Here is a 22,184-nt window from a genome sequence, read left to right on the forward strand (position 1 = left end):
CTTTACGCGCTTGCTTGACGCTTGCGGTTTGAAGCCTGGAGCTGCTTTCCCGATGTCCGAGCCTTACCAACACCGTGCGCGCAAACGTTTCGGTCAGAACTTTCTCCACGATGCCGGCGTGATCCATCGCATCCTGCGCGCCATCCATGCACGCGACAGCGATCACCTGCTGGAGATCGGCCCGGGCCAGGGCGCGCTGACCGAAGGGCTGCTCAGCAGTGGCGCCACCCTGGACGTGATCGAGCTGGATCTCGACCTGATCCCCATTCTGGAAGCCAGGTTCGCCAGCGAGCCACGCTTTCGCCTGAATCAGGGCGATGCCCTGAAGTTCGACTTCGCCCGCCTGCAGGCGGAGCCTGGCAGCCTGCGGGTGGTCGGCAACCTGCCCTACAACATCTCTACGCCACTGATTTTCCACCTGCTGTCCAATGCCCACCTGATCCGCGACATGCACTTCATGCTGCAGAAGGAGGTGGTCGAACGCCTGGCGGCCGGCCCTGGCGGCGGCGACTGGGGTCGACTGTCGATCATGGTGCAGTACCACTGCCAGGTGGAGCACCTGTTCAATGTCGGCCCCGGCGCCTTCAATCCGCCCCCCAAGGTGGACTCGGCCATCGTCCGCCTGACGCCGCACAAACAACTGCCACACCCGGCCAAGGACCACCACCTCCTCGAGCGCGTGGTGCGTGAAGCGTTCAATCAGCGCCGCAAGACCCTGCGCAATACCCTCAAGGCCCTACTTCCCGCCAGCGCGATCGAAGCCGCTGGCGTGGACGGCAGCCTGCGCCCGGAACAGCTGGATCTGGCCGCCTTCGTGCGCCTGGCCGATCAGTTGGCGGAACAATCCGCTCCCTCGCTCACCTGACTTGCCGAGTGCCCATGTCCGACCCTCGCTACCAGATAGACGTCAGCATCATCACCCGCTACCTGCCGGAACAATCGCAACCGCAGCAGAACCGCTTCGCGTTCGCCTACGACGTGACCATCGCCAACACCGGCAGCCTGGCAGCGCAATTGATGTCGCGCCACTGGCTGATCACCGATGGCAACGGCCAGGTTCAGGAGGTGCGGGGGGCAGGTGTGATTGGCGAGCAACCGCTGATCCAGCCCGGCACCAGCCACCGCTACAGCAGCGGTACGCTGATGGCGACCCAGGTCGGCACCATGCAGGGCAGCTACCAGATGATCGCCGACGACGGCCGGCGTTTCGAAGCGCCCATCGCACCCTTCCGCCTCGCCGTCCCCGGCGCCCTGCACTGATGGCGACCTACGCCGTCGGTGATCTGCAGGGGTGCCTGAAACCGCTGCAGTGCCTGCTGCAGCGCGTTGCCTTCGACCCCGGGCGCGACCACCTGTGGCTGGTCGGCGATCTGGTCAACCGTGGCCCTGATTCACTGGAAACCCTGCGTTTCCTGTACCGCATGCGTCATGCGCTGGTCTGCGTACTGGGCAACCACGACCTGCACCTGCTGGCCGCCTCGCGCAACATCGAGCGCCTCAAGCGCGGCGACACCCTGCGCGAAATCCTCGACGCAGAGGACCGCGACGACTTGCTCGACTGGCTGCGCAGGCAGAAGCTGCTGCATTACGACGAGCAGCGCGACATGGCCCTGGTACACGCGGGTATCCCCCCGCAATGGAACATGGCCAAGGCGCTCCGGCGCGCGGCCGAAGTCGAGAATGCACTGGCCGATGACGCGCTTTACCCGATGTTTCTCGACGGCATGTATGGCAACGAGCCAGCCCGCTGGGACAAGCAACTGCATGGCGTGACGCGGCTGCGGGTGATCACCAACTACTTCACCCGCATGCGTTTCTGCAAGGCCGATGGCACCCTGGATCTGAAGAGCAAGGAGGGCATCGCCACGGCACCGGCCGGCTATCAACCCTGGTTCAGCCACAAACAGCGCAAGACCCGCGCACAGAAGATCGTCTTCGGTCACTGGGCCTCTTTGGAGGGGCGTTGCGATGAGCCCGGCGTGTTCGCCCTGGACTCGGGCTGTGTGTGGGGTGGCAGCATGACCCTGATGAACATCGACAGCGGCGAATACCATCGCTGCGACTGTAGTGAGGAAACAGCATGAGCGAGTTCAAACGCATTGCCCCGGAGCAGGCCCGAACCTTGCGCGAGAGTGGCGCGGTGGTTGTCGATATCCGCGATCCACAGAGCTTCGCTGCCGGGCACATCCGCGGCTCGCAGCACCTGGATAACCACTCCCTGGCGGACTTCATCGCCAAGGCCGATCTGGATGGCCCGGTGATCGTCGCCTGCTATCACGGCAACTCCAGCCAGAGCGCAGCAGCCTATCTCGCGGGGCAGGGCTTCTCCGATGTCTACAGCCTCGACGGCGGCTTCGAGCTCTGGCGGACCACCTACCCCGAGGAAACCGCTTCCAGCCAACCTGAATAGACATGGCCGGGAACCTGATATCCGTCGGTTGACCGGCAGGCCCGCAACATGGCGTTCCTGTATGGATCGCGGCGTACCGCCCGTGCAAAGCCCCCCCATTCCGACAAAAGGTTTATCTGACCGGCAACAAGCCGCGAGTCCTTGTCGGCGTCGCTCGCGGTGGCCCATGGGGGTAGACCGGGAGCAAGGCGCATAATTTTTTTTTGCCGCCAGGCCCGCGCCAGCACTGGGCTCGGCTCCCTCCGTAGCGACGCAGGAGCGCGGCTGTCGGCGATCGCGCCTTGATCTTGGCGATTCCGAACTATCCTTACCCCAGGCCATCCCAATTCAGGTAGCCGGCCAATCGGCCGAACGGGCCATCGGTAACCACCTTCAGCAGACAGTCAGGCCATGCAACCACTGGTCATGGCGGGAGAAGGCAGCCGATACGCCGCGCGGGTCACGCACCCGGCGGTGGCTGTCCTCGAACCTGCCACGCCACGGACGGGCCGACCACGGGGTTCTGACGGATGCAGGGGGTGCTCGGGGAATTCATTCCGGTCGCACAAGCGCCCGGGCAGTACACCCGCTCGACCGATCCCGGCCGCTTCCAAGCATCGAGCGAGGTGAAGTCATGAGCATTTTCAGTCACTTCCAGCAACGATTCGAGGCGACTCGCCAGGAGGAGTACTCGCTGCAGGAATACCTCGAACTGTGCAAACAGGACCGCAGCGCCTATGCCAGTGCCTCGGAGCGGCTACTGATGGCGATCGGTGAACCGGAGCTGATCGATACCTCGCACACCCCGCGCTTGTCGCGGATTTTCTCCAACAAGGTGATTCGCCGCTATCCCGCCTTTGCCGACTTCCATGGCATGGAAGAATGCATCGAGCAGATCGTGTCCTACTTCCGTCATGCGGCACAGGGCCTGGAGGAGAAGAAACAGATCCTCTACCTGCTGGGGCCGGTCGGTGGCGGCAAATCGTCCCTGGCCGAAAAGCTCAAGCAACTGATGGAGAAGGTACCCTTCTACGCCATCAAGGGCTCGCCGGTCTTCGAGTCGCCGCTGGGCCTGTTCAATGCGGCCGAGGATGCGGCGATCCTCGAAGAGGATTACGGGATCCAGCGGCGCTACCTGGGCAGCATCATGTCGCCCTGGGCCAGCAAGCGCCTGGCCGAGTTCGGCGGTGACATCAGCCAGTTCCGGGTGGTCAAGCTCTACCCCTCGATCCTCAACCAGATCGCCATCGCCAAGACCGAGCCCGGTGACGAGAACAACCAGGACATCTCGGCGCTGGTCGGCAAGGTGGACATTCGCAAGCTCGAGGAATACCCCCAGAACGATGCCGACGCCTACAGCTACTCGGGCGCGTTGTGCCGGGCCAACCAGGGCCTGATGGAATTCGTCGAGATGTTCAAGGCGCCGATCAAGGTGCTGCACCCGCTGCTCACTGCGACCCAGGAGGGCAACTACAACAGCACCGAGGGCCTGGGCGCGATTCCCTACAACGGCATCCTGCTGGCCCACTCCAACGAATCGGAATGGCACACTTTCCGCAACAACAAGAACAACGAGGCGTTCATCGACCGCATCTACATCGTCAAGGTGCCCTACTGCCTGCGCGTCAACGACGAGATCAAGATCTACGACAAGCTGTTGATCAGTAGCTCACTGGCCAACGCCCACTGCGCGCCGGACACCCTGAAGATGCTGGCCCAGTTCTCCACCCTGTCGCGGCTCAAGGAGCCGGACAACTCCAACATCTACTCGAAGATGCGCGTCTACGACGGCGAGAACCTCAAGGACACCGATCCCAAGGCCAAGTCGATTCAGGAATACCGTGATGCCGCCGGCGTCGACGAAGGCATGAACGGTCTGTCCACCCGATTCGCCTTCAAGATTCTCTCCAAGGTGTTCAACTTCGACCCCCATGAAATCGCCGCCAACCCGGTGCATCTGCTGTACGTGCTGGAACAGCAGATCGAACAGGAACAGTTTCCCGGCGAAGTGCGCGAGCGCTATCTGCGCTTCATCAAGGAATACCTGGCGCCGCGCTACATCGAATTCATCGGCAAGGAGATCCAGACCGCCTACCTGGAATCCTACAGCGAGTACGGCCAGAACATCTTCGACCGTTACGTGCTGTACGCCGATTTCTGGATTCAGGATCAAGAGTACCGCGACCCGGAGACCGGCGAAATTCTCAATCGCGTGGCCCTCAACGAGGAACTGGAGAAAATCGAGAAGCCGGCTGGCATCAGCAACCCGAAAGACTTCCGCAACGAAATCGTCAACTTCGTGCTGCGCGCTCGCGCCAACAATAACGGCAAGAACCCGACCTGGCTGAGCTACGAGAAGCTGCGCGTGGTGATCGAGAAGAAAATGTTCTCCAACACCGAGGATCTGCTGCCCGTCATCAGCTTCAACGCCAAGGCCAGCAAGGAGGATCAGCAGAAGCACAACGACTTCGTCAAACGCATGGTCGAGCGCGGCTACACAGAGAAGCAGGTGCGCCTGCTGTCCGAGTGGTATTTGCGCGTACGTAAATCGCAGTAAGCGGCCTCAGGATTCAGGTCCCGGCACCGAGCAAGCCGTGGCCTGGAGCCTGCAGTGCCCGGAGGGCTTGTATGAGCTACGTGATCGACCGTCGCCTGAATGGCAAGAACAAGAGTACGGTGAACCGCCAACGGTTCATCCGTCGTTACCGTGATCACATCAAGAAGGCCGTGGAGGAGGCGGTCGGCCGCCGCTCCATCACCGACATGGAACACGGCGAGCAGATCAGTATTCCAGGCAGGGACATCGACGAACCGGTGCTGCACCACGGCCGGGGCGGCAAGCAGACCGTGGTGCATCCCGGCAACAAGGAGTTCATCGCCGGCGAGCGCATCGCACGCCCCCAGGGCGGCGGGGGCGGCCAGGGGGCTGGCAAGGCCAGCAACTCCGGCGAGGGCATGGACGAGTTCGTCTTCCAGATCACCCAGGAAGAATTCCTCGACTTCATGTTCGAGGACCTCGAGCTGCCCAACCTGGTCAAGCGCCACCTGACCGGCGCCGAGACCTTCAAGACCGTCCGCGCGGGTATCAGCAGCGAGGGCAATCCATCACGGATCAACATCATCCGCACCTTGCGCTCGGCCCATGCCCGACGCATCGCGCTGTCCGGCAGCAGCCGGGCGAAGCTGCGTGAAGCCAAGGCGGAACTGGAACGTCTGCGCCGTGAAGAGCCGGACAACTTCGGCGACATCCAGCTTCTCGAAGCCGACATCGAGCGGCTCAGTGCGCGTATTCACCGTGTTCCGTTTCTCGACACCTTCGACCTCAAGTACAACCTGCTGGTCAAGCACCCTACCCCCAGCTCCAAGGCCGTGATGTTCTGCCTGATGGACGTTTCCGGCTCCATGACCCAGGCCACCAAGGATGTCGCCAAGCGCTTCTTCATCCTGCTGTACCTGTTTCTCAAGCGCAATTACGACAAGATCGACGTGGTCTTCATCCGCCACCACACCAGTGCCAAGGAAGTGGATGAAGAAGAATTCTTCTACTCGCGGGAGACCGGCGGCACCATCGTATCCAGCGCCCTGAAAATGATGCAGGAGATCATGGCCGAGCGTTACCCGGTCAACGAGTGGAACATCTATGGCGCCCAGGCTTCGGACGGCGATAACTGGAACGACGACTCGCCGGTGTGCCGCGATATCCTGATCAAGCAGATCATGCCCTTCGTGCAGTACTTCACCTACGTGGAAATCACCCCGCGCGAGCACCAGGCCCTGTGGTTCGAATATCAGCGGGTCGCCGAGGCCTTCGACGAGACCTTCGCCCAGCAGCAACTGGTATCGGCAGGCGACATCTACCCGGTATTCCGCGAATTGTTCCAGCGGAGGCTTTCGACATGAGCAGCAAGAAACGCCAGCCGCTATCCACCGGCTCGGAATGGACCTTCGAGCTGATCCGCGACTACGACCGGGAAATCAGCCGGCTCGCCGAACGCTATGCACTGGATACCTACCCGAACCAGATCGAGGTGATCACCGCCGAGCAGATGATGGATGCCTACGCCTCCGTGGGCATGCCGCTGGGCTATCACCACTGGTCGTACGGCAAGCAATTCCTCAGCACAGAGAAATCCTACAGCCGCGGCCAGATGGGCCTGGCGTACGAAATCGTGATCAATTCCGACCCCTGTATCGCCTACCTGATGGAAGAGAACACCATCACCATGCAGGCGCTGGTGATCGCCCATGCCTGCTATGGCCACAACAGCTTTTTCAAGGGCAATTACCTGTTCCGCACCTGGACGGACGCCAGCTCGATCATCGATTACCTGGTGTTCGCCAAGCAGTACATCACCCAGTGCGAAGAGCGCCATGGCATCGATGCGGTCGAGGACCTGATCGACTCCTGCCACGCCCTGATGAACTACGGCGTGGACCGCTACAAACGTCCGTACCCGATATCCGCGGAGGAGGAGCGCCGTCGCCAGAAGGACCGCGAAGAGCACCTGCAGCGGCAGATCAACGACCTGTGGCGCACCATTCCCAAGAGTGCCAGCAAGTCCGGTGACGGCGACAACAAGCGCTTTCCGGCGGAGCCTCAGGAGAACATCCTGTACTTTCTGGAAAAGCACGCCCCGCTGCTGGAGCCCTGGCAGCGCGAGGTGATCCGCATCGTGCGCAAGATTGCCCAGTACTTCTACCCGCAGCGCCAGACCCAGGTCATGAACGAGGGCTGGGCGACGTTCTGGCACTACACCCTGATGAACGACCTGTACGACGAAGGCCTGGTCACCGACGGCTTCATGATGGAGTTCCTGCAGTCGCACACCAGCGTGGTGTTCCAGCCCTCCTTCGACAGCCCCTATTACAGCGGCATCAACCCCTATGCACTGGGCTTCGCCATGTACCGCGACATCCGCCGTATCTGCGAAGCCCCCACCGAGGAAGATCGCCACTGGTTCCCGGACATCGCCGGCAGCGACTGGCTGAGCACCCTGAAATTCGCCATGACCAGCTTCAAGGACGAGAGCTTCATCCTGCAGTACCTGTCACCCAAGGTGATCCGCGACCTGAAGCTGTTCAGCATTCTCGACGATGATCAGAAGGACGAATTGACCGTTCCGGCCATCCATGACGAGCCGGGTTACCGGACTATCCGCGAAACCCTGGCCGCCCAATACAACCTGGGCAATCGCGAGCCCAACGTGCAGATCTGGAGCATCGACCGCCGTGGTGACCGCTCGCTGACCCTGCGCCACTTCCAGCACGACCGCAAACCCCTGGGCAGTTCCACCGAGGAAGTGCTCAGGCACCTGCACCGCCTGTGGGGATTCGATATCCACCTGCAGACCCTGCAGGGCGAGCAAATCGTCAATACCCAGCATGTCCCACCCAGGGGCGACGCGGCCGCGAACGGCGAATTCCCGCGCCTGGATCTGCACATCCCGCCGCTCTGAAAAGCGGGCCCGCCGGGGCCCGTGCTCTGCCCACGACGACAGCCTCCTGCACAGCGGTTATCCTTTGCCGATGACGGAGAACCCTATGCTCATCTACAAAGTTGGCGGTGCCGTCCGCGATCGCCTGCTCGGCCGCCCGGTCACCGAGATCGACTGGGTGGTGGTTGGCGCCACCGCCGAGGCCATGCTGGAAGCGGGCTATCGCCCGGTCGGCGCGGATTTCCCGGTGTTCCTGCATCCACGAACAGGCGAGGAGTACGCCTTGGCGCGCACCGAGCGCAAGAGTGGTCGCGGCTACGGCGGCTTCACCTTTCACGCCAGCCCGGAAGTGACTCTGGAAGAGGACCTGATCCGCCGCGACCTGACCATCAACGCCATCGCCGAAGACCGGGATGGCAGGCTCATCGACCCCTACGGCGGGCAACGCGACCTGGCCGCCAAACAGCTGCGCCATGTCTCGCCGGCTTTCGCCGAGGATCCCCTGCGCGTGCTGCGCGTGGCACGCTTCGCCGCCCGCTATGCACCGCTGGGCTTCAGCGTGGCGGCCGAGACCCTGGCGCTGATGCGCCAACTGGCCGAATCGGGCGAGCTGGACGCTCTGACCCCGGAACGCAGCTGGAAGGAAATATCCCGAGCCTTGATGGAGCCACGCCCCGACGTTTTCATCCAGGTACTGCACGACTGTACAGCTCTGGCAGCCATGCTGCCTGAAGTGGATGCGCTGTTCGGGGTACCGCAGCCACCCGCCCACCACCCGGAGATAGATACCGGCATTCACGTGCTGGCCGTGCTGCGCCAGTGCGCCGACCACGGCCAACCGTTGCCGGTTCGCTGGGCCTGCCTGCTGCACGACGTGGGCAAGGGCCTGACCGAGCCCGCCGAGTGGCCCCGGCATATCGCCCACGAACAGCGTGGCATCCCGCTGATCCAGGCGATCAACAAACGCTGCAGGGTTCCCCGGGAATGTCAGGAGCTGGCCGAACTGGTCGGGGAGTTCCACACCCATGCCCATCGCGCCCTGGAACTACGGGCCTCGACGCTGCTGGAGCTGATGCAGCGCTTCGACGTGTTCCGCCGCCCGCAGCGCTTCGAGGCCTTCGTCGCCGCCAGCGAAATGGATGCCCGGGGTCGTCATGGCCTGGAACAGCGTGAATACCCGCAAGCCCGCTATCTGCTGGACGCCATGCAGGCGGTTCGCAAGGTGGCCGTGCAGCCACTGCTCGAGCGCGGTTACAAGGGCGCGGAACTGGGGGAAGCGCTGAGTCGTGAACGTCTCGCCGCACTTGAGGCGTTCAAGCATGGCAATGGCAAAGAACAGGATCAGGGCTAGGGTCCGTTGGCGTTTCAGCGCGAGCCGCGTTGCCATGCAAAATCGCGCCCTAGGGCGACGGCAGCAACTCGGCAGGCGTCAGCTCGGTACCGCGCCACTGAAACGACACCGGCCACAGCTGCTGCTCGATGCGCGCCTCGCGCCACAACTGGGCGAAGCTGTGCCCGACGCCCGGGTGCTCGACGTCGGGTACCAGCAGGGCCAGCGGCCTGAGCACGAAGGCGTTGCTGAGGATTTCCGCACGGGGCAGCACCAGGCCATCGAAGTTGCCCACCAGGGCGTCGTACATCAGCACGTCGATATCCAGTGGCAAGCCTTTACGATCCGGGGCATAGCGGCCGTTGTCGGCTTCGATGAACTTCAACCGGCGGTCCAGCTCGAGCAACGGCAAGGCGGTCTGCCCGGCAATCACCAGATTGAAGAACGGACCGCTCTTGATGCCCACCGCCAGGCTTTCGAAAACCGGCGAACAGCGCATGTCGGTGACGATCTCGGCCAGGGCGTCGAGGCCGGCGCACAAATGCGCCTCACGCTCCATGTTGCTGCCCAGGCCCAGCAGTATCGGGGTTAGCGGCATCCGCGCTCGATCTCCACGCCAACACCACCATGGGCGGCGGGCACGGCGCCCGGCTTGGTCAGGCGCAAACGCACCCAGGGGATGCCGAACTCGCTCATCAGCACCTCGACCAGGCGCTCTGCGAAGGTTTCCACGAGGATGAACTGCGACTCGCTGGCGAACGCCTGGATACGCGTGGACAGCGAGGCGTAATCCAGCGCCTTGCTCAGGTCATCGTCTTCGGCCGCCGGCCGGTTGTCCCAACCCAGCCACAGATCCAGCTGCAGGCATTGGCGGATGGTGCGTTCCCAGTCGTAGGCACCGATGACGGTATCGACTTCCAGACCCGCGATAAACACTGTGTCCAAGCATGCTCTCCACGGCACGACAAGCTCGTCGTACCTCGTTAGAATCGGGCATCCCCCGGCGCGGAATGGATACCATGTTTTGGTTGCTGGCGATCCTCGCCTACCTGCTCGGCTCGCTGTCCTTCGCTATCCTGCTCAGCCGCATGACCGGTCTGGCGGATCCCCGCGCCAGTGGTTCGGGTAATCCCGGCGCCACCAACATGCTGAGGGTCGCGGGCAAGCGACTGGCCATTCTCACGCTGATTGGCGATCTGTTCAAAGGTTTGCTGCCGGTTGTGCTTGCCGACCACCTGGGATTCGGGCTGCAGCAGCAGGCCTGGCTGGGGCTGGCGGCCGTGGTCGGGCATCTTTATCCGATCTACTTCCGCTTTCGCGGCGGCAAAGGCGTCGCCACCGCAGCCGGCATGCTGCTGGGCCTGTACCCGCCAGCGGCGCTGCTGGCGTTGGGCACCTGGCTGCTGACCTTCACGCTGACCCGTACCAGCTCCCTCGCCGCACTGACCGCAGCGCCGCTGACCTTGCCGCTGCTCGCCTGGCAACAACCGGAAGCATTGCTGCCGACGTGCGTGCTGAGTGGGCTGATCGTCTGGCGCCACCGTGGCAATCTACGCGATCTGTGGGCTGGCCGTGAGCGGCATTTCTAAGGGCAGCGTCAAGCCACAAGCAACATCCCACTCTCGTTCAGCTTTCTACACGAGGCCCGCAGCCAGGCAGATCTTCCATCGGCCAGCGTGCCTGCACGCTGATCGCCAGGTCCTGATGCTGCCCGGCCAGCAGACGCTGGCAGCCGGCGTAGGCGATCATTGCGCCATTGTCGGTACAGAATGCCGGACGGGCGTAGAAGACCTTGCCCTTCAACGCTGCCAGCATGTCCTCCAGCGACAGGCGCAGCGCCTGGTTGGCGCTGACACCGCCGGCGATCACCAGGCTGTCGAGCCCCGTCTGCTTGAGCGCACGGCGGCATTTGATGGTCAGCGTCTCGACCACCGCCTGCTGGAACGCCTGGGCCACGTCGCAGCGGGTCTGCTCGCTGTCGTCACCATTGGCGCAGCACTGCTGCCAGGTATTGAGGGTAAAGGTCTTGAGGCCGCTGAAACTGAAGTCCAGACCAGGGCGATCGGTCATCGGCCGCGGGAACGCGAAACGCCCCGGCGTGCCACGCTCGGCGAGCCGGGCGATTTCCGGGCCGCCGGGGTAACGCAGGCCCATCAGCTTGGCGGTCTTGTCGAACGCCTCGCCGGCAGCATCGTCCAGCGACTCGCCGAGTAACTGGTACTCGCCGATGCCATCGACCCGCACCAGTTGAGTGTGCCCGCCCGACACCAGCAAGGCGACGAACGGAAAAGCTGGTGGAGTCGGCTCTAGCATGGGTGCCAGCAGATGCCCCTCCATGTGGTGCACGCCGATGGCCGGGATATCCCAGGCAAACGCCAGCGCCTGGGCGCAGGAGGCACCGACCAGCAGCGCGCCGACCAGCCCCGGCCCGGCAGTGTAGGCGATGGCGTCGATATCGCTGGCCACGCAGCCGGCGTCGTCCAGCACCTGGCGGATCAGCGGCAGCATGCGTTTGACATGATCGCGGGAGGCCAGCTCAGGCACCACGCCGCCATAGGCGCGGTGCAGGTCGATCTGGCTGAACAGCGCATCGGCGAGCAGCCCGCGCTCGCTGTCGTAGAGCGCGACGCCGGTCTCGTCGCACGAAGTTTCCAATCCCAGCACAAGCATGGTTTCGCCTCGAGGTTGAGCAGTCCGGCAGCCCGCCGGGCGTGAAAGGCCGGCATGATAATCGTCGCCAAGCGGCGCAGACCAGTGCTTTTCGATCAGAGGCTTTGCATTCCGGTCGACGAGGCGGTAACATCCGCAACCCTTAAAAACCTGTGATCTTTCCGTGCCATTGCCGGAAGACACAAACCTCCGGTAATAAAGAAGGTAGCTCTGGATGCCAGCCGTCAAAGTTAAAGAGAACGAACCCTTCGACGTAGCTCTGCGTCGTTTCAAGCGCTCCTGCGAAAAAGCCGGTGTTCTGGCCGAAGTTCGTAGCCGCGAATTCTACGAAAAGCCGACCGCCGAGCGTAAGCGCAAAGCCGCTGCCGCCGTCAAGCGTCACGCCAAGAAAGTGCAGCGCGAACAGCGCCGCAGCGTTCGCCTGTACTAATAGGGTACACGCAACGTCCGAATGCCCGGCTTACCCCGGGCATCATCGTCAAAGACTCCGCATCGCCACCCGGCGAATGATCGGAGTTTTTGCGTTCTTGCCGCTATCGCTTGCCGTGTTATCACGGCACCACTGAGCACTTATGGCCGGCCTGATCCCGCAAACCTTCATCGATGACCTGCTCAACCGCACCGATATCGTCGATGTGGTGAGTTCGCGCATCCAACTGAAGAAGACCGGCAAGAACTACAGCGCCTGCTGCCCGTTCCACAAGGAGAAGTCCCCCTCCTTCACCGTCAGCCCGGACAAGCAGTTCTACTACTGTTTCGGCTGTGGCGCCGGCGGCAACGCCCTGGGCTTCGTGATGGATCACGACCAGATGGAGTTCCCCCAGGCGGTCGAGGAACTGGCCAAACGTGCCGGCATGGACGTGCCGCGCGAGGACGGCGGACGCGGCGTCAAACCGCGGCAACCAAGCGATTCGCCACTCTATGCGTTGCTCAAGGCGGCGGCTGACTTCTACCGCCAGGCACTGAAGAGTCACCCACAGCGCCGTGCGGCGGTCGACTACCTGAAAGGCCGTGGGCTGTCCGGCGAGATCGCCAGGGACTTCGGCCTGGGCTTCGCGCCGCCGGGCTGGGACAACCTGCTCAAACACCTGTCCGGCGACAGCCTGCAACACAAGGCGATGATCGACGCCGGCCTGCTGGTGGAAAACCCGGACAGCGGCAAACGCTACGACCGCTTCCGCGACCGGGTGATCTTTCCCATCCACGACAGCCGTGGCCGCGTCATCGCCTTTGGCGGCCGAGTCCTGGGTGACGACAAGCCCAAGTACCTGAACTCGCCGGAAACCCCGGTGTTCCACAAGGGCCAGGAACTCTACGGCCTGTACGAGGCACGCAAGCACAACCGCAACCTCGACGAGATCATGGTGGTCGAGGGTTACATGGACGTCATCGCCCTCGCCCAGCAAGGCCTGCGCAATGCCGTGGCGACCCTGGGGACGGCGACCAGCGAGGAGCACCTCAAGCGCCTGTTCCGCCTGGTGCCAAGCGTACTGTTCTGCTTCGACGGCGACCAGGCCGGCCGCAACGCCGCCTGGCGCGCACTGGAAGCCGCCCTGCCGAACCTGCAGGACGGCCGCCGCGCTCGCTTCCTGTTTCTGCCCGACGGCGAGGATCCGGACACCCTGGTGCGCAGCGAGGGCACCGACGCGTTTCGCGCACGCATCCAGCAGCATGCACAGCCACTGGCTGACTACTTCTTCCAGCAACTCAGCGAAGAGGCCGACCCTCGCTCCCTGGAGGGCAAGGCCCACCTGGTCACTCTGGCCGCCCCCCTGATCGACAAGATTCCCGGCACCACCCTGCGCGCCCTGATGCGCCAGCGCCTGACCCAGATCACCGGCCTCAGCACCGACGCCCTGAGCCAGATGGCAGCGCCACCAGCCCGCCAGGTACGACCCGCACCCGCACAGCAGGACAACGAGCACCACGTACCGCACCTCGAAGCCATCCCCGATAGCGCCTATTACGACGCAGCGCCAAGCCATCAAGAGCAGCAACCGGCTCAGGCCTTCGAGCGCCCAGCCAGAAAGCAGGGCAAGGGCGAGTGGAAAAAAGACGGTGGCAAGTGGAACAAGAGAGGCCGCGACGATTACCACCCGCCGCGCACCGCGGTAAGTGTCGAGTCACCTCACCTGAGCGCGCTGCGTAGCCTGCTGCATCACCCCGAACTGGCGCAAAGGGTCGATGATGTCAGCAATTTCGCAGCCGAAGGCGACACTTATGCACAACTGCTGGTAGCCTTGGTAGGCACCCTGCAGAAGCAGCCGGCCCTGCGCTCGCTGCAACTGATCGCGCGCTGGCATGGCACCGAACAGGGTCGCCTGCTCAAGGTACTGGCAGAAAAAGAATGGTTAATCGATCAGGACAACCTTGAACGGCAGTTTTTCGACACCATAACTACACTTGTCCATAGCCAGTCGCTAAGACGGCGCGAAACCGCTCTGCGCAGCATCATGCAGAAAAGCCCGAGCGAACTCACCGACGAGGAAAAGGCCCTGCTCCGTGAGCATTACAGCAGCCTCGCCTCGCCCAGCAAGACCCCAACTGGCGCCTGAGCGCCTAGCTGAGGTATAATCCTCGGCTTGTTTTCAGCCCGCCAAGACCTTCAGTGGATAGGGTGTTATGTCCGGAAAAGCGCAACAGCAATCTCGTATCAAAGAGTTGATCACCCTGGGTCGTGAGCAGAAGTATCTGACTTACGCAGAGGTCAACGACCACCTGCCCGAGGATATTTCAGATCCCGAGCAGGTGGAAGACATCATCCGCATGATCAACGACATGGGGATCCCGGTACACGAGAGTGCTCCGGATGCAGACGCCCTGATGCTGGCTGACGCCGACACCGACGAAGCCGCCGCCGAAGAAGCCGCAGCTGCCTTGGCTGCGGTGGAAACCGACATCGGTCGCACCACCGATCCCGTGCGCATGTACATGCGTGAAATGGGTACCGTGGAACTGCTGACCCGTGAAGGCGAAATCGAAATCGCCAAACGCATCGAGGAAGGCATCCGTGAAGTGATGGGCGCAGTCGCTCACTTCCCGGGGACCGTCGACAGCATTCTCGCCGAATACACTCGCGTCACCACCGAGGGCGGCCGCCTGGTCGAAGTACTCAGTGGCTACATCGACCCGGATGATGGCAGCGTCCCTGCCGAAGCCGCTGCTCCCGTGCCCGCGGCGGCCGGTGACGCTGCCGACAAGGACGACGAGGAAGAAGACGGCGACAGTGACGACGAGGAAGAGGAAGGCGACGGCGGCCCGGATCCGGAAGAGGCCCTGCGCCGCTTCACGGCGGTCTCCGACCAGCTGGAAATCGCCAAGAAAGCGCTGAAGAAGCATGGCCGCAGCAGCAAACAGGCGATTCAGGAGCTCAAGGCCCTGGCCGAGCTGTTCATGCCGATCAAGTTGGTGCCCAAGCAATACGACGCCCTGGTGGTGCGCGTGCGTGAAGCGCTGGACCGCCTGCGTGGTCAGGAACGCGCCATCATGCAGCTGTGCGTACGTGATGCACGCATGCCGCGCGCCGACTTCCTGCGCCTGTTCCCGGGCAACGAAGTGGATCTGGACTGGGCCGCGAGCCTGGCCAAGGGCAAGTCCAAATATGCGGAAGCCATCGGCAACCTGCAGGCGGACATCCAGCGCTGCCAGCAGAAGCTGATCGCCCTGCAGACCGAAAGCGACCTGACCCTGGCCGAGATCAAGGACATCAACCGTCGCATGTCGATCGGTGAGGCGAAAGCCCGCCGCGCGAAGAAAGAGATGGTCGAAGCCAACCTGCGCCTGGTGATCTCGATCGCCAAGAAGTACACCAACCGTGGTCTGCAATTCCTCGATCTGATCCAGGAAGGCAACATCGGCCTGATGAAGGCGGTGGACAAGTTCGAATACCGTCGTGGCTACAAGTTCTCGACCTATGCCACCTGGTGGATCCGTCAGGCGATCACTCGCTCGATCGCCGACCAGGCCCGCACCATCCGTATTCCGGTGCACATGATCGAGACGATCAACAAGCTCAACCGCATCTCCCGTCAGATGCTTCAGGAAATGGGCCGCGAGCCTACTCCGGAAGAGCTGGGTGAGCGCATGGAAATGCCCGAGGACAAGATCCGCAAGGTATTGAAGATCGCCAAAGAGCCGATCTCCATGGAAACCCCGATCGGCGACGACGAAGATTCGCACCTGGGCGACTTCATCGAGGATTCCACCATGCAATCGCCGATCGACGTGGCGACCGTGGAAAGCCTCAAGGAAGCCACCCGCGAAGTCCTGGCCGGCCTCACTGCACGTGAAGCCAAGGTACTGCGCATGCGCTTCGGTATCGACATGAACACTGACCACACCCTCGAGGAAGTGGGCAAACAGTTCGATGTCACCCGTGAGCGTATTCGTCAGATCGAAGCCAAGGCGCTGCGCAAGCTGCGTCACCCGACCCGTAGCGAACACCTGCGCTCGTTCCTCGACGAGTAAGGGTTCACGGGAATGAAAAATGCCGGACAGCGCGAGCTGCCCGGCATTTTTTTATCCGTGGGAAAACTAGGCGCTCAGCGCGGCGAAGCCCTGGCGAATCGTTTCCTCGGGCAGGTTGTCGCCGATGAAGACGATCACGCTCTCACGTTTCTCGTCAGGGCTCCACTCGCTGTCCCAATCGAAACCATAAAGCCGCAACACACCCTGGAACACCATGCGACGGTCTTCCCCGGCAATGCTCAGCACGCCCTTGTAGCGCAACAGTGAATTACCGTGCTCCTCCAACAGCTCTTCCATGAATCCGGAAAGCCGGTCCAGATCCAGCGGCGTATCGCTGGTGAGCACCAGCGTGGAGATACGGTCGCTGTTCTTGCCAGGTGCAACCGGGCGCAGGCTCGGTGCGATATCAGCGTTGAGGTTGAAACCACGCACGTCGAGCAGTTCGCCCAGGTCGATGCGACCGTGCTCGACCACACGGATCGGCGCCCGCCGGTTGATGCGCTGCAAACGCGCGACCAATGCCTCACGGCTGGCCTCATCGACCAGATCGGTCTTGCTCAGCAGGATGCGATCAGCGAAGCCGACCTGCGCCTGGGCGATGGTTTCCTGCAGGTGGCGCTCGGCGTTGGCGGCATCCACCAGGGTGATGATGCCGTCCAGCACATAGCGCTCGCACAGCTCCTGCGTGGCGAAGAAGGTTTGCGCCACCGGCGCCGGATCGGCGAGCCCCGTGCATTCGATCACCAGGCGGTCGAAAACCAGCTCACCGCTGTCGAGCTTCTCCAGCAGCAGGAACAGTGCCTTTTCCAACTCGACATGGATCGAACAACATACGCAGCCATTGGCCAGGGTCATCACCTGCACCGGCTCGCTGCCGAGCAACCGACTGTCGATCGGCACTTCGCTGTATTCGTTCTCGATGACCGCGATCTTCAGGCCGTGCTCGGCCTTCAGCACATGCCGCAACAGGGTGGTCTTGCCGGCACCGAGAAAGCCGCTGAGCACGGTGACCGGAATGGGGGAAAGGCACATGGGCGTTCCTTGACGCGACAGGTTTCGGGCGACGGCTACTGGTAGGCAGCCGACTCCCTTGGCCTGGAGGTGGTAAGACAACACAAAATCGATGGCGGTGAACTACCTGCGCAGTCACCGCCATCGGCTTGCAGCTTGAGGCTTGCCGCTACCTTAGCAGCAGCGGATCGGCCGCCCCTTGCCGCCACCATAACGCGCTTCCTGGCGCTCGCGGAAGAAGGCTTCGTAGCTCATTACCGGCTTGTCCGGATGCTTCCTGGCCATGTGCTCGACATAGGTGTCGTAGTCGGGCATGCCCACCAGCATCCGTGCGGCCTGGCCGAGGTACTTGCCCATGCGGCTGAGGTCATTGAACACGAGCGACCTCCGGTGCGTCGGCGGGAAGCGCCTGGTAAGGCGCTTCCTGATCGGTGCGCAACTCCTTGCGCCAGGCGGCACGACCGACCTTGACGGCATAGAACAGCACGCTCAGCACCACGAACAGGAACAGCACGGTGAGCGTGGCGTTGGTGTAGGCGTTGAAGATCACGTGCTGCATCTGCCCGAGATCCTTGGCCGGCGCGAGGATCTGACCGGCGTCCACAGCAGCCTGGTACTTCTTCGCCAGGGCAAGGAAGCCGACTGCCGGGTTCGGATCAAGCAGCTTGATCAGCCCTGCGGTGGTGGTGCAGATCAGCAGCCAGGTGGCCGGGATCAGCGTTACCCACACGTAGCGCTCACGCTTCATCTTGATCAGTACCACGGTACCGAGCATCAGCGCGATGCCGGCGAGCATCTGGTTGGAGATGCCGAACAGCGGCCACAGGGTGTTGATGCCACCCAGCGGATCGATCACGCCCTGATAAAGCAGCCAGCCCCACAGCGCCACGCAGCCGGCAGTGGCGATAACGTTGGCGAACCAGGACTCGGTCTTCTTCAGCGAAGGCACGAAGTTGCCCAGCAGATCCTGCAGCATGAAGCGCCCGGCACGGGTACCGGCGTCGACCGCAGTAAGGATGAACAGCGCCTCGAAGAGGATCGCGAAGTGGTACCAGAACGCCATGGTGTTCTCACCCGGCAGCACGCTGTGGAGGATCTGCGCGATACCCACGGCAAGGGTCGGCGCACCACCGGCACGGGCCAGGATGGTGTTCTCGCCGATGTCCCGGGCGACCGCTTCCAACTCTTGCGGGGTGATCACGAACCCCCAACTGCTGACTGCGGCGGCAACCGACTGGACATCCGAACCGACTAGGGCGGCAGGGCTGTTCATGGCGAAATACACGCCCGGCTCGATCACCGAAGCGGCGACCATCGCCATGATCGCCACGAAGGACTCCATCAACATGCCGCCATAGCCGATGTAACGGGCATGGGACTCGTTGGCGAGCAGCTTGGGCGTGGTACCGGAGCTGATCAGCGCGTGGAACCCGGAGACCGCACCGCAGGCGATGGTGATGAACAGGAAGGGGAATAGCGTGCCCTTCCACACCGGGCCGGTGCCGTCGGTGAACTGGGTCAGGGCCGGCATTTTCAGCTCGGGCATGACCACCAGAATGCCGATGGCCAGGGCGATGATGGTGCCGATCTTCAGGAAGGTCGACAGGTAGTCACGCGGTGCGAGGATCAGCCATACCGGCAACACCGCCGCGACGAAGCCATAACCGATCAGCATCCAGGTGATCTGCACGCCGGTGAAGGTGAAGGCCGGCCCCCACACGGGATCGGCGGCGATCACGCCGCCCAGCCAGATGGAACCGAGCAGCAGGATCACCCCGATCAGGGAAATCTCGCCGATGCGCCCGGGCCGGATATAACGCATGTAGATGCCCATGAACATGGCGATGGGAATGGTCGCCATCACCGTGAACATGCCCCAGGGACTTTCCGCCAGCGCCTTGACCACGATCAGAGAGAGCACCGCGAGGATGATGATCATGATCAGGAAAGCGCCGAACAGGGCGATGGTACCGGGTATCTGGCCCATTTCCTCGCGCACCAGCTCGCCCAGTGAGCGGCCGTTACGGCGCGTGGAAATGAACAGCACCATGAAGTCCTGCACCGCACCGGCGAGAACCACACCGGCGATCAGCCAGAGCGTGCCCGGCAGGTAGCCCATCTGCGCGGCGAGGACCGGGCCGACCAGCGGACCGGCGCCAGCGATGGCGGCAAAGTGGTGGCCGAAGAGGATGTGCTTGTTGGTGGGGACGTAGTCCAGGCCGTCATTGTTGAGTACGGCGGGGGTGGCGCGGGTGGGGTCGAGCTGCATCACCTTGGTGGAGATGAACAGGCTGTAGTACCGGTAAGCGACGAGATAGATCGCCACGGCAGCGACGACAATCCACAGGGCGTTGATCGACTCACCGCGATTCAGCGCCACCGTACCCAGCGCGAAGGCGCCCAGCAAGGCGACGGCGAACCAGGCGATATGGCTGGCCATTCTGGTCATTGAATCTCTCCTGCCGCAGACCTTGACCCGCGGCACTCATTGTTATTGTCGTGCCCCGAAAGCAGAGCCTGTTCACGCTCCACGCCAGAGTCCTGCGAGGAGCAGGCGCCCTGCCAAGGCAAGCGATGACGGGCATTGGGCTGGCAATCAAGCGTGCTTGAAACGCAGCAGCGGATCGTGAACGGGTTCTTAGAGCTCCGCAACTATCCATATAAGTACCCTTTACGGTAATTCGCAAAACTACCCACACCCATCCACGTAGAACTACGCAGAGCAATACCGGCCGCGTGACCGCTCACGGCCCGGTTTTGTGTATGCTCTGCCAGCCCACGCGCAAGGCGGCCAGGGCGCCCGCGCCCTCCTCCAGCCCACCGACCTCTCCTGCCTGGAGTGAATCGATGCAACTCAAACACAAGATCGTCGCGCTCAGCCTGTTGCCGATGCTGCTGGCCGTGGCCGTGGTCTGCCTGCTGGTTCTGGTGCAGAACCAGCGCCTGGGCAACCAGCAGGCCCAGCTCATCGAACACAGCATCCTGGGCAGCAAGCAGGCCGAACTCAAGCACTACGTGGAGATGGCGCTGAGCACCATCGAGCCGCTGTACGGGAGTGGCGACGATGACGACGACACCAAGCGTCAGGTTCTGGCCCTGCTGGCGCGGATCAACTTCGGCAGTGACGGTTACTTCTTCGTCTACGACCGCAATGGCCGGAACCTGATGCACCCGCGCCAGAGCGGGCTGGTCGGCCAGGACCTGTGGAACATGACCGACTCCCATGGTTTGCTGGTGATCCAGGCGTTGATCCGCAGTGCTGCGCAAGGCGACGGCTTTCAGCGCTACGGCTGGCAGAAACCCTCGACCGGCCAGTTGGCCGACAAGCTCGCCTACGTGACCCTGCTCGAGCGCTGGGGCTGGATGCTCGGTACCGGCATCTACCTGGAGGACGTCGACAATGCCATCGCCCAGGTTCGCCACGACGTCGGCAGCGGCATTCGCACCACCATGCTCGCCATCGCGGTGGTCGCCCTGATCGCCGTGCTGCTGGTGTTCGCCAGCGGGCTGACCCTCAATGTCAGCGAGCATCGTCTCGCCGACCGCAAGTTGCAGCAGTTGACCCAGCGCATCATCACCTCCCAGGAAGAAGAACGCTCGCGCCTGTCCCGCGAGCTGCACGACGGCATCAGCCAGTTGCTGGTGTCGATCAAGTTCAAGTTCGAACTGGCCAGCCACGAGCTGGAAGCCGGCAAGGCCAGTGCCGCACAGACCCTGCGCCTGGGCGTCGAGCGCCTGGCCGGGGCAATCGGCGAAGTCCGCCGTATCTCCCACGACCTGCACCCCTCACTGCTCGATACTCTGGGCCTGGCTTCGGCGATCGGCCAGCTGGCCAGTGAGTTCGAACAGCGCAGCGGGCTCAGCGTGGCCTATGAGAACAGCCTCGGCGATATTCGCCTGAGCGACGACGTGAACGTGGCCCTGTTCCGCATCCTCCAGGAAGCACTGGCCAATATCGAACGCCACGCCCAGGCAAGCCGCGTGGCGATCAGCCTGACCGGCAACCGCCGCAGCGTGAACCTGCGCATCAACGATGACGGCGGCGGTTTCAGCCTGCGCGAGGCCGAACAACACAGCGGCATTGGCCTGCGCAATATCCGCGAGCGGGTCGAACACTTCGGCGGCGATTTCGCCATCACCTCGAACTCATCGGGCACCGAACTGAACGTGGCCCTGCTACTCTGCGCCGTCACACCCGCCACTCAGGATCCGCAGTGATGAAGACGATCCGCATCGCCCTCGTCGACGACCATGTGCTGGTGCGCGACGGCATACGTACCCTGCTGTCGATGGTCGATCACTTCGAGATCGTCGGCGAAGCCGGCAGTGGCAGCGAGGCACTGCAGCTGGTAGCGCGCGAACAGCCCGATATCCTGCTGATGGACATCGGCCTCAAGGACATCAACGGCCTCGAGCTGACCGCCATCATCAAGAAGCGCCACCCGCCGATCAAGGTGCTGATCCTCAGCATGTACGATAATCAGGAGTACGTCAGCAGCTCGTTGCGCGTGGGCGCCTCGGGGTACGTACTCAAGGAGGCGCCCTCCCAGGAAATCATTTCGGCGATCGACGTACTGGCGGTTGGCGGCCGCTTTTACAGCGGCGACGTGGCGCACAAGCTCGCCCAGGAGGACACCGAGGAAGGCGAGCTGACGCCGCGCGAGCGCCAGGTCCTGCTGATGATGGCTCAGGGGCTGAATAACAAGGCGATGGCCAGAGAACTGCAAATCAGCGTGCGCACGGTGGAAACCTACCGCCTGAACATTCGCCGCAAGCTGGACATCGAAAAGCCCGCCGACCTGGTCAGACACGCCATGGAATACGGCTGGGCACCCGAAGTCTCGCCTACCTGCCCGCCATCGTGAGCCTACTCATGTACCCC

The 22,184-nt window shown here is 62.9% G+C and carries 20 protein-coding genes; 14 read left to right on the forward strand and 6 right to left on the reverse strand.

Annotation, left to right across the window (positions count from 1 at the left end; translation table 11 throughout):
- Nucleotides 1–52 precede the first annotated feature (52 nt).
- From rsmA to BLR94_RS13015, 8 genes are all read left to right on the forward strand, one after another.
- Nucleotides 53–865, forward strand: a complete 813-nt coding sequence (gene rsmA / locus BLR94_RS12980; RefSeq protein WP_084305305.1) for a 16S rRNA (adenine(1518)-N(6)/adenine(1519)-N(6))-dimethyltransferase RsmA — start codon at nucleotides 53–55, stop codon at nucleotides 863–865.
- Nucleotides 866–879: 14 nt separating this feature from the next.
- The gene (gene apaG, locus BLR94_RS12985; protein ID WP_084305307.1) at nucleotides 880–1,260 is read left to right on the forward strand and encodes a Co2+/Mg2+ efflux protein ApaG; all 381 of its coding nucleotides are present in this window, start codon (nucleotides 880–882) and stop codon (nucleotides 1,258–1,260) included.
- Entirely contained in the window at nucleotides 1,260–2,084 is an 825-nt protein-coding gene (locus BLR94_RS12990) for a symmetrical bis(5'-nucleosyl)-tetraphosphatase (protein WP_084305309.1), read from the forward strand. Before apaG ends, BLR94_RS12990 begins: the two co-directional genes overlap by 1 nt.
- Complete coding sequence (gene glpE, locus BLR94_RS12995) at nucleotides 2,081–2,410, forward strand: thiosulfate sulfurtransferase GlpE (protein WP_084305311.1); 330 nt, start codon at nucleotides 2,081–2,083, stop codon at nucleotides 2,408–2,410. The genes BLR94_RS12990 and glpE overlap by 4 nt, the downstream gene beginning before the upstream one ends.
- Nucleotides 2,411–3,023: 613 nt before the next feature.
- Complete coding sequence (locus tag BLR94_RS13000; protein ID WP_084305313.1) at nucleotides 3,024–4,946, forward strand: PrkA family serine protein kinase; 1,923 nt, start codon at nucleotides 3,024–3,026, stop codon at nucleotides 4,944–4,946.
- A gap of 71 nt (nucleotides 4,947–5,017) precedes the next feature.
- Nucleotides 5,018–6,289, forward strand: a complete 1,272-nt coding sequence (locus BLR94_RS13005; RefSeq protein WP_084305315.1) for a YeaH/YhbH family protein — start codon at nucleotides 5,018–5,020, stop codon at nucleotides 6,287–6,289.
- Nucleotides 6,286–7,845, forward strand: coding sequence for a SpoVR family protein (locus BLR94_RS13010; protein ID WP_084305317.1), 1,560 nt, complete (start codon nucleotides 6,286–6,288; stop codon nucleotides 7,843–7,845). Before BLR94_RS13005 ends, BLR94_RS13010 begins: the two co-directional genes overlap by 4 nt.
- 85 nt (nucleotides 7,846–7,930) lie before the next feature.
- Complete coding sequence (locus BLR94_RS13015; protein WP_084305319.1) at nucleotides 7,931–9,175, forward strand: multifunctional CCA addition/repair protein; 1,245 nt, start codon at nucleotides 7,931–7,933, stop codon at nucleotides 9,173–9,175.
- 49 nt (nucleotides 9,176–9,224) lie between these two features.
- Here the strand turns inward: BLR94_RS13015 and folK are convergent, their stop codons facing one another.
- On the reverse strand, nucleotides 9,225–9,752 hold the full coding sequence (gene folK, locus BLR94_RS13020; RefSeq protein ID WP_084305321.1) for a 2-amino-4-hydroxy-6-hydroxymethyldihydropteridine diphosphokinase: 528 nt from the start codon (nucleotides 9,750–9,752) through the stop codon (nucleotides 9,225–9,227).
- The gene (gene folB / locus BLR94_RS13025) at nucleotides 9,743–10,099 is read right to left on the reverse strand and encodes a dihydroneopterin aldolase (RefSeq protein ID WP_084305323.1); all 357 of its coding nucleotides are present in this window, start codon (nucleotides 10,097–10,099) and stop codon (nucleotides 9,743–9,745) included. Before folB ends, folK begins: the two co-directional genes overlap by 10 nt.
- Nucleotides 10,100–10,173: 74 nt before the next feature.
- Here folB and plsY point away from each other — a divergent pair, with 74 nt between their 5' ends.
- The gene (gene plsY, locus BLR94_RS13030) at nucleotides 10,174–10,743 is read left to right on the forward strand and encodes a glycerol-3-phosphate 1-O-acyltransferase PlsY (RefSeq protein WP_084305382.1); all 570 of its coding nucleotides are present in this window, start codon (nucleotides 10,174–10,176) and stop codon (nucleotides 10,741–10,743) included.
- Nucleotides 10,744–10,780: 37 nt separating this feature from the next.
- Here the strand turns inward: plsY and tsaD are convergent, their stop codons facing one another.
- Nucleotides 10,781–11,824, reverse strand: coding sequence for a tRNA (adenosine(37)-N6)-threonylcarbamoyltransferase complex transferase subunit TsaD (tsaD, locus tag BLR94_RS13035; protein ID WP_084305325.1), 1,044 nt, complete (start codon nucleotides 11,822–11,824; stop codon nucleotides 10,781–10,783).
- A 214-nt stretch (nucleotides 11,825–12,038) separates the two neighbouring features.
- Between tsaD and rpsU the strand changes: the two genes are divergently transcribed.
- The 3 genes from rpsU (at nucleotide 12,039) to rpoD (ending at nucleotide 16,291) form a co-directional block, all read left to right on the forward strand.
- Entirely contained in the window at nucleotides 12,039–12,254 is a 216-nt protein-coding gene (gene rpsU / locus BLR94_RS13040) for a 30S ribosomal protein S21 (RefSeq protein ID WP_003290642.1), read from the forward strand.
- Nucleotides 12,255–12,396: 142 nt separating this feature from the next.
- Nucleotides 12,397–14,379, forward strand: coding sequence for a DNA primase (dnaG, locus tag BLR94_RS13045; RefSeq protein ID WP_084305326.1), 1,983 nt, complete (start codon nucleotides 12,397–12,399; stop codon nucleotides 14,377–14,379).
- Between the two features lie 67 nt (nucleotides 14,380–14,446).
- Entirely contained in the window at nucleotides 14,447–16,291 is a 1,845-nt protein-coding gene (gene rpoD, locus BLR94_RS13050; RefSeq protein ID WP_084305328.1) for an RNA polymerase sigma factor RpoD, read from the forward strand.
- Between the two features lie 66 nt (nucleotides 16,292–16,357).
- Here rpoD and yjiA read toward each other — a convergent pair whose 3' ends face one another.
- From yjiA to BLR94_RS13065, 3 genes are all read right to left on the reverse strand, one after another.
- The gene (yjiA, locus tag BLR94_RS13055; RefSeq protein ID WP_084305330.1) at nucleotides 16,358–17,323 is read right to left on the reverse strand and encodes a GTPase; all 966 of its coding nucleotides are present in this window, start codon (nucleotides 17,321–17,323) and stop codon (nucleotides 16,358–16,360) included.
- A gap of 153 nt (nucleotides 17,324–17,476) precedes the next feature.
- On the reverse strand, nucleotides 17,477–17,680 hold the full coding sequence (locus tag BLR94_RS13060; RefSeq protein ID WP_084305332.1) for a YbdD/YjiX family protein: 204 nt from the start codon (nucleotides 17,678–17,680) through the stop codon (nucleotides 17,477–17,479).
- Nucleotides 17,670–19,751 (reverse strand): carbon starvation CstA family protein, encoded by a 2,082-nt coding sequence (locus tag BLR94_RS13065; RefSeq protein ID WP_084305334.1) that lies wholly within the window; start codon nucleotides 19,749–19,751, stop codon nucleotides 17,670–17,672. Before BLR94_RS13065 ends, BLR94_RS13060 begins: the two co-directional genes overlap by 11 nt.
- Nucleotides 19,752–20,149: 398 nt before the next feature.
- On the opposite strand from BLR94_RS13065, the gene BLR94_RS13070 reads away from it, so the two are divergent.
- Nucleotides 20,150–21,520, forward strand: a complete 1,371-nt coding sequence (locus tag BLR94_RS13070; RefSeq protein ID WP_084305336.1) for a cache domain-containing protein — start codon at nucleotides 20,150–20,152, stop codon at nucleotides 21,518–21,520.
- Complete coding sequence (locus BLR94_RS13075) at nucleotides 21,520–22,167, forward strand: response regulator (RefSeq protein ID WP_084305338.1); 648 nt, start codon at nucleotides 21,520–21,522, stop codon at nucleotides 22,165–22,167. The genes BLR94_RS13070 and BLR94_RS13075 overlap by 1 nt, the downstream gene beginning before the upstream one ends.
- Nucleotides 22,168–22,184 lie beyond the last annotated feature (17 nt).

This window comes from Phytopseudomonas flavescens (assembly GCF_900100535.1).
GTDB classification, from domain to species: Bacteria; Pseudomonadota; Gammaproteobacteria; order Pseudomonadales; family Pseudomonadaceae; genus Aquipseudomonas; species Aquipseudomonas flavescens.